The following is a 15,002-nucleotide window of genomic DNA, read 5'->3' as shown; positions in this document are numbered from 1 at the left end:
CCGCGGATTATTGCATCCGCGGGATTTTCGCTGTTTCTTGACAACTCTTTTTTACCGTTTCTCTATTTACTTTCTTTTTGTTCTATCTTTTCTCACCCATACAGAATACAGCCACAACTCCCGGTCCGGTATGGCTTCCGATCACAGTTCCGATATTATTGATCAGAATATGATCTACACCCAGTTTTTCACGAACTCGTCCTGCCACATATTCTGCCTCTTCGATACAATCACCGTGGGTAATCAATACCAGATCATTTTCCCAGCCTTTTGCCTGTTCTGCTGCCATATCGACAATCTTATTCAGAGACTTCTTACGTCCTCGTTCTTTCCCGATCACCTGAAGCCTGCCTTCGTTATCTACATGAATGATCGGCTTGATCTGCACCATGCTGCCAAGCACTGCCGTTGCTTTGGAGATCCTTCCTCCACGGTGCAGATGATGGAGATCATCCACCGTTACATTATGACAGATATGAAGTTTATTTTCTTCCACCCACTGTGCAACCTCTTCCATTGTCTTCCCGGCTGCTTTTAACTGCAGCGCTTTATGTAAAAGAAGTCCTTCTCCCATGCAGGCGCAAAGCGTATCCACTGCAAGGATCTTTCTTTCCGGGTATTCTTCTGAGAGTTCTTCTGCCGCCATCCTCATACTATTGGCAGTTCCGCTCAGCCCCGAAGAAAAACTCAGATGCAGTACATCCTTTCCTTCTTTCACAAACGGCTCTAACATCTCTTTCGCCTCTTCCGGATTCACCTGGGACGTCACAGACATCTTTCCTTCTCTGAGTTTGCCAAAGAACTCTTTTGGTGTCAGGCCTTCCATATCTGTATAGGTTTTTCCTTCCATTGTATACTTCAGAGGAATCACCGGAACGCCCCGTTCCGCCAGCCATTCCTTCGGCATATCCACTGTACTGTTCACTGTAATAATATAGTCCCGCATTTCCTTCATCCCTCCTGTTGTCTGATTTTCTTAATCATATCATTTTTTTTTGCATTTCGCAAAATTTTTTTCATTCCTTTTCTGCTTTTTAACAGAACAGACCGGACAATGCAGCATTTTGCCGCAATCCCCGGCCTGTTTTCTAATTCAACTTAATATTCAAATAATTTCTTCCAGACAGAGTCTTGTTAAATATCAAAAAGCACAGGATGAATAAACATCCAAGTAAAAATCCGATCCAATCCAGAACTGCAGTCAGAACCAGGAGGATCAGACGCATAAATTTCAATGCATATCCCATCTCAAAGTTCGGCTGCGTATAGTTTGCCACCGCTACAAATGCCATATACAGCATCACTTCCGAGTTGAACCATCCGGACTGCACCGCAAACTCTCCGAGCACCAGACCTGCGATCACACTGAGTGGTGTACTGAGCATACTCGGTGTGTTCAGCGCAGCAAGACGCAATCCGTCAATACAAAGCTCCAGAATCAAAAACTGCAGCACAAGCGGGACGTTGATCACATCACGGACGGCAGTAAATTCAAACATGCTCGGGATCCAGGACGGGTTCATCATGAATAACAGATATACCGGTGTCATAAACACCGTCAGAATCGTGATGATTGCTCTGGAAACCTTCAAATACATCCCTGTCACTGTTGGAAAATAATAATCATTTGCTTCCTCAATCATATCCAGAATCGAAGTCGGAAGAATCATAGCAGAAGGGGAATTATCTACTAAAATGATTACTTTGCCTTCCAGAAGACACGCCACCGCGGTATCCGGTCTCTCTGTAAACTTAAATTTCGGAAACGGATTGAACCATTTTCTCTTGAACATTGCCTCCGCAAGCGTCTGCTGGTTCATCTTCAGATCGTCGATATGCAGGCTTTCGATCCTTGATTTTACATTGGCAAGAAGTTCCTTGTCAACTCGGTCTGACATATAACAGATCACGATATCCGTGCGGGAAGTCTGCCCGGCTTCCGTCATCTCCATAATCAGATGTTCATCCCGGATACGCCGCCGCATCAGCGCTGTATTAAATACGATTGTCTCCACAAATCCATCTCTGGAGCCTCGAAGCGATTTATCTTTGTCCGGTTCTTCCACACTTCTGGCCGGATATGTCCTTGTGTCAATCGCAATACAGGCGGCATATCCTTCTATAAACAGACAGGTCACTCCGGATAACACGTTCCGCAGCACCTGATCAAAATCTTTCAGCACATCAACCTCAATATATGGTACATGCCTCTGAGAAAACATTTCTGCCTCTTTTGGCATTGCCTCCTTTGTCACGCCCATAAAAGAATCCATCAGCTTGAGCATGGCTTCATCTTTTACAAAACCGTCAATAAAATAAAGAACTGCTTTTCTTTCACCAATCTCGATTGTCCGTTTTATCAGATCAAAACTTTTTCCCACAGGCAATGTCCGATCCATATAGGAAATATTTTCCATAAATGAGTCACTGATCTTTTTTGTATTCTTAATTACCATAGAATGTCTGTCCTTCCCTTCCCGGACTGCCACAAAACACAGTCTCGTGCAATTCCGGTTTGCTTCTATGGTTAGATTTCCCGATTCTTTTCTATTTATTCAAAAACCCTGCTTTTTCCATCTTTCGGATCACCTGCTGCTGCCTTTGATACGCCAGATCCGGATTTACCAGCGGATTGTATGCACTCGGTGCATTCGGAATCCCGGCCAGCATTGTACATTCATCAAAATTCATTTCCATTGGTTCCTTCCCGAAATATCCACGGCAGGCTTCCGCCACAGAGTTATAACCGTTTCCGAAATAAATGGAATTTAAATACAGCTCCAATATCGTATCCTTATCATAGACTTTTTCAATCTCAAATGCCATAAACATCTCTGCCACTTTCCGACTGATCTTTTTATCCTGTGTAAAAAACTGATTTTTCGCAAGCTGCTGCGTGATCGTACTTCCGCCTTCTACATATGATCCTGCACGGATATCATTGTACAATGCCCTGCATATCGCAAGCGGATCGATCCCCGGATGCTTATAAAACCGCTTATCCTCTACCGCCAGTACTGCATCGATATAATCCTTTGGCAGCTGATCCAGTGTCGTGTAATCCTCTTTTGCCTGTATCTGTGCACCCATTTGTTGTACACTCATTTTCTTTAATGCATCCTGACAGTCTCCATACCCTCGCCAGAGCATAAATGCAACAACCAAAAACAAACATAAAAAAATGAAAGAACACAGTCTCTTGATCCATTTCATACTGTACCATCCTTTTTCTGAAGTAACTCTTAGTTTCTACGTCCAGTATATAGAATTCAACTGTATTCTTCCATAATATTTTCTTACATTTTTCTTAAATTTACTTACAATCCTGTAAGGTTTTGTTCTTTCTATTTTGTGGTGCTTCCAAAACCACCATTTCTTACATCTGTCACATCATCGTCCACCGTGATTCCATATTCCACAAAAATCCCCTGCATAAAACCTTCTCCCTGCGCGATATCAATGGTTTTCTCTTCATTGGTATCATTTGTAATCTTGGAGAACATATGCCCTTCATTATCTGAATAAAAATAATCACTGTCAATGATGCCTACTGTATTATTCAGCTGCAGACGGTATTTGAATCCCAGTCCGCTTCTCGGATAACACTTCAGCACCCACTCCGGATCCATCTCCACGCGAATTCCGGTGGGAATCTTCAAAGTCTCTCCCGGCTCCAGGATCAAACGTACCGGAGCAAAGAAATCATACCCTGCAGAACCTGCAGTCGCTCTTCTTGGCAGTTTGATATTTTCATAAATCTCTTCGATATTTGCTTCTTCATCCAGTCCGAACGTATCAATCCAGTCTTTTTTAAACTGCTCCAGACTTACCTTGTGAAATTTTGCAATTCTTTTCATTGTCTCTTCCTTTTCTGTTCGGTTTTATGCATCATGCAGCACAATTTTTCCTGTTTTCAGACTGTCCTGCACATCGATCACTTTCTGATTCGCGCTGCCCTTCCAGTGCAGCTTCGTATCCTTTTGTTCCACTTCAAATCTGCCGTCCACAACTACATCCAGATACGGTATGATCGCCTCATTTTGAATCTGATTCCACTCATACCCGGTGTACAGCCACTGTGTCTTTTCCGGGAACTTTTCACGGATCTCTTTTGCAAGTGCGGTAATCGCCTCTCTGTTCCCCACATACAACGGATCTCCTCCGCTGTATGTGATTCCGCTGATATAACTTTTTTCCAACTGCTCAAACAGCTCTTCTTTTGCGCGTTCATCAAACAAAAGTCCGCCGTTTGGATCCCAGGTCACAGGATTCTGACACTCCTTGCATCCGTGAGTGCATCCCGCCACCCACAATACTACCCGAAGTCCGTCTCCGTTCAGCATATCATCTTTTGTAATATTGTGATACTGCATGTTACATACTCTTCCTTTCTGCAATCTCCGCCATCTTTGCGTCATTGAGCCGAGTGTCGCCTTTGACTCTGGAATAAGAGAGATAACCGTTCATTCTTTCTATTTTTGTAAGATTGGTACTTCCGCACTCCGGACATACATCCATATCCAGCTCTTCGTGACCGCAGTCATCACAATAAGACAACGACAGATTGACGCCCTCATAGTACCCTTTTGCCATAGCACGTCTCACAAGAGATTTGATCGCATCCACATTGTAACTGATCGGATATTTTACATACTGGATTTTTCCGCCGTTGCTCAGGTTCCAGAAACGTCCTTCCAGGTCCTGTTTTTCAATCGGTGTGATCTCTTCTGTTACATGACAGTGAAAACTGTTGCTGACATATTCTCTGTCCGATACATTTTCAATGATTCCATACTTTTTGCGGAACTGCTGCACCTGAACTCCGCAGAGATTCTCTGCCGGTGTTCCGTAAATCGCATACAGATGTCCGTCTTCATTCTTAAATTCTTCCACACGTTTGTTGATGTATTCCAGTGTCTCCACCGCAAATGCCCCATCCTCTGCAAGGGACTTTTTGTTGTGAAGCTGCTGCAGTTCGTTAAGTGCTGTAATTCCAAAGGAAGCTGTCGCTGATTTTAACAGCGGCTTGATCTTGTCATATAATCCTAAGTTTCCGCCGTAGAATCCTCCTTCACAATATGCCAGCGGGTTCGTAGAGGCTTTCATCTCACCCAGATAATCATACGTTCTCTGATGCAGCTTGCGGATCAGATTCAGATAATAATCCAGCACTTCAAAGAACGGCTTTCCTTCCTGCTGTGCCTTTGCATAGATCATCGGAAGATGTAAGCTGATCGCACCGATATTAAATCTTCCCACAAATACCGGTGTATCATTTTCATCTGCCGGCTTCATGCCGCCCCTCTCATACCATGGAGAAAGAAATGCACGACATCCCATCGGGCTGATGATCTTGCCGTATTTTTTGTAAATGCTCGGAACATAACCATCTCCTGTCAGGCTTAACCAATCCGGATACATGGTCTTTCTGGAGCATTCAATCCCTGCTTCAAACACATCTTCCAGCGGTTTTCCCGGTCCATGCAGATTCTCATCGTACAAAAATACGATCTTCGGAAAGAGTACCGGCTTTTTGTGACCTTCTTTTCCCTGTCCGTTCTTTCTCACTTCCAGCATCTTGATCGTTGCCAGTTTTCCATAAATACTTGTCCGTGTTCCGGCTGTCACAGTAATAAACGGATAGTCTCCGCGGCTGGAAGATACCGAATTAAACTTGTATTCCCATCCCTGGAATCCCTGTTCCATTTCTTTTTCCAGATCTGACCATGCGATCTTTTGTACAGCTTCTTCATCCAGACCCAACGCTCTGTATTTTTCAATCAGTTTTTTGTGAGATTTTTCTGCATATGGTTCCAGGATCTCATCCACACTTGGCACTGTAAATCCACCATACTGCTGGCTGGCCGCACTTAATACGATATCCCCGATCACATCAAATGCTGTATCCAGTGTCTTCGGCTCATTATACCAGAGATTCCCCATCTCAAATCCGCCGCTTAATACATTTTTCACATCAAAAAGGCAGCAGTTCATCGTATCTCTTCTCGCAGACATATCGTGAATGTAAATATACCCTTCACGGATCGCCTGGATTTCTTCTACTGTCAGGAAGAATTTCTTATAAAGCTCTTTGTTCAGCTCATTAAAGATCAGACTTCTCTTTGTTGATACCAGCGCACTGTCCGTGTTGCTGTTTTCTTTATCCCCGATATACATGATGGACTGGCTCTTTTTATATACTTCATCCAGCATCTGTACAAAGTCCTGTTTGTAATTACGATAATCACGATAACTTTTTGCCACCACCGGATTTACCTTTTCCAGGGCTCCCTCTACCACATTATGCATCTCTGCAATCGGGACGTCCTGAATTCCCAATGTCTGTACCTTTTCTTCTACGAAACGACAGATATAGTCCAACTCCTCATCTGTGAATTTAATGAGTGCACGGTACGCAGATTTATTAACAGCCACAACTACTTTCTGCACGTTAAAATCTTCCTTTGTCCCGTCTTTCTTGATGACTCTGATCATACAACTTCTGCTCCCTTCGCTTTTGTTTTATCTATATTTAGTGTTTTTATCACACAGGATAAACTATATCATGTGTCAGCAACGAATATGTTATCACTTTGAGCAGTCAGAGTCAATACGGAAACTTTCACAAAAAGTCTCTCATTTACCAGAGCATTTCCTCTGTAATTTCCTTGACAGCAAATGCACCGCACATTGCCATGGTATCTCTTAATTCACCACCTGTTTTTGCAGTATATGCACTCACACCCTGCACTCCCGCACCATATGCCGCGGTCACGAACGGACGGGCAATCAGTGCCGCATCCGCGCCCATTGCCAGTGCTTTAAAGACATCCGTTCCTGTCCGGATCCCGCCGTCCACAAAAATCTTCATCCGGCCATCCACTGCCTTCACAATATCCGGAAGAACTTCGGCTGTAGACGGACATTGATCCAGTACTCTTCCTCCGTGGTTAGACACCACAATCGCCTGTGCACCGGCCTCGAGAGCCTTTTTCGCCCCTCTGACCGTCATGATTCCTTTTAGAATAAATGGAATTTCAGCAATTTTCACAATTTCTTTTAACTCTTCCACAGATTTGCTTCCCGCCGGCGGATTCAGATTCTGAAGAAACGGAAGCCCGGCCGCATCAATATCCATTGCAACAGCAAAAGCCCCTGACCGTTTGACCAGTTCCATTTTGTCACGAATCGTATCCATATCCCACGGTTTTACAGTCGGGATTCCCAGACCTCCCAGTTTTTGGACTGCCGCTGTGGCTTCCTGCATTACCCGTGCATCTGACCCGTCACCTGTAAATGCCGCAATTCCTCCTTCCATACATCCTGCCAGTAAAATTTCATTATATTCCTGATCCGTATATTTCTCCCCGTAATGCAGCTTCACAGCACCTACCGGTCCTGCAAAAAACGGGTAGGAAAACTCCTTTCCAAACAGAGTCACTGTCGTATCAGCCGGTTTCTTTTCACAGATCGTATCCATATTGATACGGATCTCCTGCCATTTCTGAAAATTTCGGATCGCCACATCTCCGATTCCTTTCGCTCCAGGTCCCGGCATTGTATTTTTGCACGCTCTGCCGTTACAGACTGCACACGCTTTACAGTACGGTCCGATACATGTCCTTGCCTGTTCGATCACTTTCTGATAGTCCATACTCGTCTCCTCCTCTTTTTTCTAAAACATCCCCGATTTCTCAAGCACTTCAAGAATTTCCCCGATCACGGGCAGATCAACTACCAGCGCCATTCTGATATACCCTTCTCCCGCGCTTCCAAACGCACTTCCAGGCGTTACCAGAAGTCCGGTCTTCTCCACAAGCTGCATACAGAAATCAAAGGACGACGCATAGCCTTTCGGAATCTTTGCCCACACAAACATTGTCCCCTGACTGTCCGGTACATTCCACCCGATCCTTCGCAGACCGCCGCACAGCGCACAGTTTCTTTTTGCATACTCCTGCCTCTGCTTTTCGATGAAATCGTCCGGCCCCGTAAGCGCCGCGATCGCAGCCTTCTGAATCGGCAGAAAGATGCCGTAATCGATCTGAGAACGCAGCGTTTTAAACTTCTCTACAATCGCTTTATTTCCCACCACAAATGAGATTCTGGCACCCGTAAGATTATAGGACTTGGACAACGAATAAAACTCTACCCCTACCTCTTTTGCACCGTCAAAAGATAAAAATGACCGCCCCTGTTCTCTTGTAAAAATAATATCCGAATATGCATTGTCATGGATGATCACAATATGATGCTCCTTTGCAAATGCGATCAGTTCTTCATAAAAATGATCCGGAGCACAGACACAGACCGGATTCAACGGATAAGAGACTACCATATATTTGGTTCTCTCCAAAACCTCTCCCGGGATATTTTTCAGATCCGGCAGATATCCGTTCTCCTCGCGGATTTCATAATATTCCACATTCGCACCTGCCATGATTCCGCTCATTTCAAACAGCGGATATCCCGGATTCGGAACCAGAATGGTATCCCCGGGATCACACAATGCCATTCCGATATGCGCCATTCCCTCCTGAGATCCATAAACTGACATAATCTCATCTGTCTGAATCTCCACTCCAAACCGATGCGCATACCGGTATTGGACTGCCTCTAAAAGCTCCGGCAGATCTGCCAGTGCATATTTATAGTTCTCCGGATCTTTGCACGCTTCTGTAAGTGCCTCCATCACATGCGGTGCCGGTGCAAAATCCGGTGTTCCCACTGACAGATTGAACACCCGTTTTCCTGCCTGAATCATCTCTTCCTTCTTGTCATTCAGCGCGGTAAAAATTCCCGGCTGAAACTGATTTACCATCGCTGAAAACTGCAGCTCTCTCATCCTGTTTCCTCCCTGTCTTACTTCTCCTCTAATTCTCTGATTCTTCTTGCACGTCTTCTTCTCTGTGCTTCCCGGCGCTTCCTTCTCTGCTTTTTCCGATATGCCACATAAGAGATTCTTGCTCCCACAAGAATCACAAACACTGCAGCGAGTACAAGCAGCACCTTCAAGAACAGCGGCAGTCCCTTCTGTTCGTTCTTCTCCACTGCCGCCACCTGTTTGCACGAAACTGCCGGTGCCTGAAATCCCGGCAGATATTCTCTTTCCAAGTCTACCAGCACTTTACCGTCCTTGATCGTAAGCGGAGCTTCTTTCCCTTTTGGAACACAGTCCCATAAATCTTTTGAAATCTCTACTTTCTTTCCATCAATAGTATGCACCCCTTTGGAAAGTACTTTTTTATATTCAAACCGTTCAAATGCCTGCTCCATAATCGCGTTTCCGACCAGATGACGGAGCTCTTCCCCAGTCTGATCTGACCAGTCAGACACACCCATCACAATCTCCACCAGACGCGTGTCCCCCCGTTTTGCAGTGGACGAATAGTTTAAACCCTGCTGTATCGCTGGAACCTGTCTTCAAGCCGTCTGTGCCCTCTAGACCATACTTTGCCCCTTCCAGTGAAATCTGATATGATGTAAAATGCTCCTCATACGGTGTCCCCTCTTTTACGGTGATCTGGGGATACTTTGTGTGATTTAAAATATCCGGATAGGTCTTTATCAGATAAGTACACAGCATCGCATAATCTTCCGGTGTTGTAATGTTATCTCCATCAAGCGGCTGGCTCACCGGATGATACGGCTGCAGCAGATTGTTAGTAACCCCCACACAGTTGAAGTACTTCGTATTGACCATTCCAAGCTCCTGTGCCTTTTGATTCATACGCTCCACAAACCTGTCCGGATCCGACTCCACCATATCCGCAAGCATATACGTTGCCGCCGCAGAAGACGGCACAATGATCAGATCCATCAACTCTGCAACCGTATAACTGGCTCCCGGCTGCATTTTATTGTTGCTGAGCGCATACCTGCCTGCAATATCTGTATATCTTTCATTTACCTCTGCCGTACTCTCAAGTTCCAGATTCCCGGCTTTTATCTCCTCATATGCCAGAAGAATGGTCATCAATTTTGTCATACTTGCCGGCGGCCACTGTTTCTGTGCATTTTCCTGCCATAAAATTTGTCCGGTATTGATCTCCGTAATGATCGAACCTGCAGGCTGATACCGTTCCTCAAGCTGATAGCCCCTCTCTCTTGCCACATCCAGCGCACGCTGAGCCTGTACCTCCCCGGCCGGAATCAGACATCCCAAAAGGATGGTGCATAAAAAAGCACAAATCCCCCTCACATTTCTTTTTCTCATTCTCTTCGTTCCTCTCTCTGATTCCTCCTTAAAACGGTGTCCCCTCCAGATCATACGGCGTTGTCTGATATACATAATAATTCAGCCAGTTCGTATAAATGTTATTTGCATGAGATCTCCAGATCAGTTCCGGTTTCTGATCCGGATCGTTGTCCGGATAATAATTCACCGGCATCTGAATATCCAGACCTTTGCTCAAATCCCTCTTATATTCCGCATCCAATGTCATTCTGTCATATTCCGGATGTCCCATCACAAAAATCTGACGACCTTCCTCTGCCATACAGAGGAAAAGCCCCGCCTCTTTGGAATCTGCCAGTATCGTCAGTCTCTCATCTGCCTCCACCTGTTCCAACGGAATCTCCGTATGCCGGGAATGAGGCGCATAAAACGCATCATCAAATCCACGCACAAGCGGGATTCTTCTGTTTCTCACATGATGCTTAAATACACCGAACATTTTCTCTGGAAGCTGTGTCTTATCAATCCCATAGTGATAATAAATCCCCGCCTGTGCACCCCAGCACAAATGCAGCGTGGAAGTCACATGCGTCTTCGTCCACTCCATGATCTCTTTCAACTCATCCCAGTAATCCACATCTTCAAACGGAATCTGTTCCACCGGAGCTCCTGTAATGATAAATCCATCAAACTTCTGCTCCTTGATCTCTTCAAAAGACTGATAAAACTTATGCAGATGACTGGTGGATGTATTTTTCGATACATGTCCTGATACACGGACAAATACAACATCCACCTGAAGCGGTGTGTTCGAGAGAGACCGCAGTATCTGCAGCTCTGTATCCTCCTTTAACGGCATCAGATTTAAAAGCCCGATCTTGATCGGACGGATATCCTGATGTGCTGCCCGGTATTCGTCCATTACAAATATATTTTCATGCTCCAGTATCTCTTTTACCGGAAGGTCGTTCTGTACACGTATTGGCATAATTTATTCCCCTTTTTCTTCTTTCTTTTCTGTCGCCTCATCAACTCTTGCATACTCGCCTTCATTATTTACATAACCGAACTGGTCGTACGCACCGGTATCTGTAGGCAGCGTATGATTTTCCAGCTGATGGTTCACCAGCATTTTTACAATATAATAGATGACTGCAAATGTAGGAACTCCCAAAATCATTCCCACAAATCCAAACATTCCTCCGCCAAACAAAATCGAAAATACCACCCAGAATGCAGACAATCCCGTAGAATCCCCCAAAATCTTTGGTCCGATGATATTCCCATCCAGCTGCTGCAGAAGAAATACAAAAATAATAAAATAGATTCCCATCTTCGGATCTGACAACAAAATCAGGACGGCGCTTGGAATTGCTCCGATATATGGTCCGAAAAACGGAATCACATTGGTTACTCCTACGATCACGCTCACAAGCATCGTATACGGCATATCCAAAATGGAAAGTCCGACAAAACACAATACTCCGATGATCGCAGAATCAATGATCTTTCCGATAATAAAACCGCCGAAGATCTCGTTGCTCTTGATCGTCAGATGAAGCACCATATTCGCTCTTGACGGACGCATGATGGCATATACAAGCTTCTTGCACTGGCTTGCAAACTTCTCCTTACTGAACAGCACATAAACAGATACGATCACTCCGATCAGTACATAGCACAATTCCTTGACAACGTTGATCACTCCCACTGTCAGATTCGACATCAGTACATTGACCTGATTGAGAAGGTCTGTACGCATCCATGTCTGCAGTGCATCACTTGCTTCTTTGAGGACTGCCTCTGCCATCTGTCCAATAGTCGATTGATCTGTACTCATCACCTCTGTCATCTTCCCGATAAAACGATTCAGCTGGCTCGGCACAGTAAGGATCATATCTCTTATACTGCGGTAGAGTTCCGGTATCATCATATTGCACAACGCCACGATTAACGCAAACATTACAACGATTGCAAGCAAAATTCCTGCCCCTCTGGAAATGCCGCCCGCATTCTTAATGCGTGGAAATTTTCTCTTGATCCAGGGTTCAAAATGCGTATCCACCAGCTTTACAATCGGGTTGAGCAAATACGCAATGACAAGACCATAAATAATCGGCTTTAACACCTGGTATATTTTCCCAAAAACTTCCGAAATATTTGTCATGCGCAATAATGCAAAATAAAACACGATGCAGGCTGCGATCACCACAAATATCCGTACGTCCCTGCTGATCTGATGCCAGAATCTGGATGTCTTTTTGCTTCCAAATGAAGGCTGCGACGTATAATAGTCATTCTCCTTTTTCCCCTCTTTTTCAGGTTTTTCTCCCTCTCTGTTCATATATGTATCTCATTCCTTTCTGGTTTTGCAAGTATTTCCATTATACCCCTGTAACAGGAAGACCGTCAACCTTCAAAAAAGCGATGCCCGGCCATAAAGCCAAGCACCGCTTCTTCTCTTTCACTTCTTATCTGCACTGAAATGTGGCGCACTCTGTGCCGTCCTTATGACACGCACAGGAACCTTCCACGCTGACCTTTCCCGCTTCACATTTACACTGTTCATTGTACATGCAGTCAGTTGCTTTACAATCGATTCCGCAACGATCCGAAGGCGCTGTCGCATGGTTTCCATATGCGTTCGTATAGGAATTTTCCATCCCCTGTGTTTTTCGCTCCTCAAAGCTGTCACAGCAGGTCTCCTTTGAAGCCTTTGCCTGAGAACCACCTACCTGGATGGAATCCAGACGGCAGAGGAAATCCTGATTGTGCATACATGTCTGTACTGTACATTTTAATTCTGGCATGATAATACCTCCTTTTTATTTACAAAATCAGTATCATCATGCCCATTTCCAATTCTTTTATCCGGATTTTCAAAAAAATTTATTTTTCTTCTTTTGTCACTTCACGGATTTCTTTTTTTGCAGTCTCTTCCATGATTGCAGCAATAAATTCTTCCAGACCTTTCTGTCCTTCATCTCCTGCAAATCGACTTCTTACAGAAACCTTTTTCTCTTCCTCTTCTTTTGCTCCCACAACCAGCATGTACGGGATCTTCTTCATCTGTGCTTCGCGGATCTTATATCCGATCTTCTCGGCACGTGTGTCGATCTCGGCACGGATTCCGGCTGCATTCAACTGATCCAGAACACTCTGTCCATATTCCAGATATTTATCAGAGATCGGCAGTACTTTTACCTGAACCGGTGCAAGCCATGTCGGGAATGCTCCGGCAAAGTGCTCGATCAGGATTCCGATAAACCGCTCGATGGAACCAAATACAACGCGATGGATCATGATTGGTCTGTGTTTTTCTCCGTCTGCTCCTGTGTATTCCAGTTCAAAACGAAGTGGAAGCTGGAAGTCAAGCTGGATTGTTCCACACTGCCATGTTCTTCCGATGGAATCTTCCAGATGGAAGTCAATCTTCGGTCCGTAGAATGCTCCGTCTCCTTCATTGACTACATACGGAAGTCCCAGATCATCCAGCGCACCGCGAAGTGCGTCTGTTGCCATTTCCCAATCTTCGTCACTTCCCATACTGTCTTCCGGACGTGTGGACAATTCTACATGATATTTAAATCCAAACAGACTGTAAACTTCATTGATCAGTCCTGCAACGCCTTTGATCTCGTCCTTGATCTGATCCGGTGTCATAAAGATATGCGCATCATCCTGTGTGAAGCAGCGCACTCTCATCAGACCATGAAGCTGTCCTGATTTTTCATGACGGTGAACCAGTCCCAGCTCTCCCATACGGATCGGAAGATCTCTGTAGGAACGCGGCTCCGCCTGATATGCCAGGATTCCTCCCGGACAGTTCATCGGTTTGATTGCAAAGTCTTCCTCATCGATCACAGTTGTATACATATTCTCTTTGTAATGATCCCAGTGTCCCGATGTCTCCCAGAGATGACGGCTTAACATAACCGGAGTTGAAATCTCCACATATCCGGCTTTTCTGTGAATCTCTCTCCAGTAATCCAAAAGAACGTTTTTGAGTACCATTCCGTTTGGAAGGAAGAACGGGAATCCCGGTCCTTCGTCTCTCATCATAAAGAGTCCCAGTTCTTTTCCGAGTTTTCTGTGATCACGTTTTTTCGCTTCTTCCAACATGTTCAGATATTCTTCCAGCTCTGCTTTTTTCGGGAATGCAGTTCCGTAGATTCTCTGCAGCATTTTATTTTTCTCGCTTCCTCTCCAGTATGCACCTGCAAGGCTTGTGAGCTTAAATGCTTTGACATATTTTGTACTCATCAGGTGAGGACCTGCACACAAATCTGTAAACTCTCCCTGAGAATAGAAGCTGATTGTCTCATCTTCCGGAAGGTCTTCGATCAGTTCTACTTTATATGGTTCTTCTTTTTCTTTGAAATATTCGATTGCTTCATTTCTAGGCTTTGTAAACTGCTCGATCGGGAGATTCTCTTTTACGATCTTTTTCATCTCTTTCTCAATCTTTTCCAGATCATCTGCTGTAAACGGTGTCTCTCTGTCTACATCATAGTAAAATCCGTCTGCAACAGATGGTCCGATCGCCAGTTTTGTCTCCGGATATAATCTCTTCACAGCCTGTGCCATGATATGAGAGGCTGTGTGACGGAACGCACCTTTTCCTTTTTCATCATTGAATGTCAGGATATTGAGTTCACAGTCTTTGTCTACCACCGTTCTCAAATCTACCACTTCTCCGTCGATTTCTCCTGCTGTCGCCACTCTTGCAAGTCCTTCGCTGATGTCTGCTGCGATTTCAATCACTGATTTGCTGTTTTCATATTCCTTAAAGGAACCGTCTTTTAATATAATCTTCATAATCTCT

At 44.7% G+C, this 15,002-nt stretch carries 14 protein-coding genes; all 14 read right to left on the bottom strand.

Annotation, left to right across the window (positions count from 1 at the left end):
• Nucleotides 1-82: 82 nt before the first annotated feature.
• A complete protein-coding gene (locus FXV78_RS13670) occupies nt 83-946 on the bottom strand; it encodes a DegV family protein (RefSeq protein ID WP_009243844.1) in 864 nt (287 codons plus the stop codon).
• Nucleotides 947-1,088: 142 nt separating this feature from the next.
• Nucleotides 1,089-2,456: a spore germination protein gene (locus FXV78_RS13665; RefSeq protein ID WP_004840826.1), complete on the bottom strand. Its 1,368-nt coding sequence runs from the start codon at nt 2,454-2,456 to the stop codon at nt 1,089-1,091.
• 91 nt (nt 2,457-2,547) lie between these two features.
• Nucleotides 2,548-3,213 (bottom strand): biosynthetic peptidoglycan transglycosylase, encoded by a 666-nt coding sequence (locus FXV78_RS13660; RefSeq protein WP_004840829.1) that lies wholly within the window; start codon nt 3,211-3,213, stop codon nt 2,548-2,550.
• Nucleotides 3,214-3,344: 131 nt separating this feature from the next.
• Nucleotides 3,345-3,857: a dCTP deaminase/dUTPase family protein gene (locus FXV78_RS13655; RefSeq protein WP_004840830.1), complete on the bottom strand. Its 513-nt coding sequence runs from the start codon at nt 3,855-3,857 to the stop codon at nt 3,345-3,347.
• 24 nt (nt 3,858-3,881) lie between these two features.
• A complete protein-coding gene (gene nrdG / locus FXV78_RS13650) occupies nt 3,882-4,373 on the bottom strand; it encodes an anaerobic ribonucleoside-triphosphate reductase activating protein (RefSeq protein ID WP_004840832.1) in 492 nt (163 codons plus the stop codon).
• 1 nt (nt 4,374) lies between these two features.
• Nucleotides 4,375-6,495, bottom strand: coding sequence for an anaerobic ribonucleoside-triphosphate reductase (nrdD, locus tag FXV78_RS13645; RefSeq protein WP_004840833.1), 2,121 nt, complete (start codon nt 6,493-6,495; stop codon nt 4,375-4,377).
• Nucleotides 6,496-6,640: 145 nt separating this feature from the next.
• Nucleotides 6,641-7,654 (bottom strand): alpha-hydroxy-acid oxidizing protein, encoded by a 1,014-nt coding sequence (locus FXV78_RS13640; RefSeq protein ID WP_004840834.1) that lies wholly within the window; start codon nt 7,652-7,654, stop codon nt 6,641-6,643.
• Nucleotides 7,655-7,675: 21 nt separating this feature from the next.
• Nucleotides 7,676-8,845: an aminotransferase class I/II-fold pyridoxal phosphate-dependent enzyme gene (locus FXV78_RS13635; protein ID WP_004840836.1), complete on the bottom strand. Its 1,170-nt coding sequence runs from the start codon at nt 8,843-8,845 to the stop codon at nt 7,676-7,678.
• Between the two features lie 17 nt (nt 8,846-8,862).
• Nucleotides 8,863-9,354: a DUF1958 domain-containing protein gene (locus FXV78_RS18315; RefSeq protein WP_233447382.1), complete on the bottom strand. Its 492-nt coding sequence runs from the start codon at nt 9,352-9,354 to the stop codon at nt 8,863-8,865.
• The gene (locus FXV78_RS13630; RefSeq protein ID WP_233447381.1) at nt 9,329-10,216 is read right to left on the bottom strand and encodes a serine hydrolase; all 888 of its coding nucleotides are present in this window, start codon (nt 10,214-10,216) and stop codon (nt 9,329-9,331) included. Before FXV78_RS13630 ends, FXV78_RS18315 begins: the two co-directional genes overlap by 26 nt.
• Nucleotides 10,217-10,244: 28 nt before the next feature.
• On the bottom strand, nt 10,245-11,165 hold the full coding sequence (gene metA, locus FXV78_RS13625) for a homoserine O-acetyltransferase MetA (RefSeq protein ID WP_004840841.1): 921 nt from the start codon (nt 11,163-11,165) through the stop codon (nt 10,245-10,247).
• A 3-nt stretch (nt 11,166-11,168) separates the two neighbouring features.
• Nucleotides 11,169-12,521: an AI-2E family transporter gene (locus FXV78_RS13620; RefSeq protein ID WP_004840843.1), complete on the bottom strand. Its 1,353-nt coding sequence runs from the start codon at nt 12,519-12,521 to the stop codon at nt 11,169-11,171.
• Between the two features lie 127 nt (nt 12,522-12,648).
• The gene (locus FXV78_RS13615; RefSeq protein WP_004840845.1) at nt 12,649-12,987 is read right to left on the bottom strand and encodes a DUF1540 domain-containing protein; all 339 of its coding nucleotides are present in this window, start codon (nt 12,985-12,987) and stop codon (nt 12,649-12,651) included.
• A 79-nt stretch (nt 12,988-13,066) separates the two neighbouring features.
• On the bottom strand, nt 13,067-14,995 hold the full coding sequence (thrS, locus tag FXV78_RS13610; protein ID WP_004840847.1) for a threonine--tRNA ligase: 1,929 nt from the start codon (nt 14,993-14,995) through the stop codon (nt 13,067-13,069).
• Nucleotides 14,996-15,002: the final 7 nt, after the last annotated feature.

The sequence above is a fragment of the Mediterraneibacter gnavus ATCC 29149 genome (assembly GCF_008121495.1).
Classification (GTDB): Bacteria; Bacillota; Clostridia; order Lachnospirales; family Lachnospiraceae; genus Mediterraneibacter; species Mediterraneibacter gnavus.
This window is presented reverse-complemented; position numbering and strand designations above follow the sequence as displayed.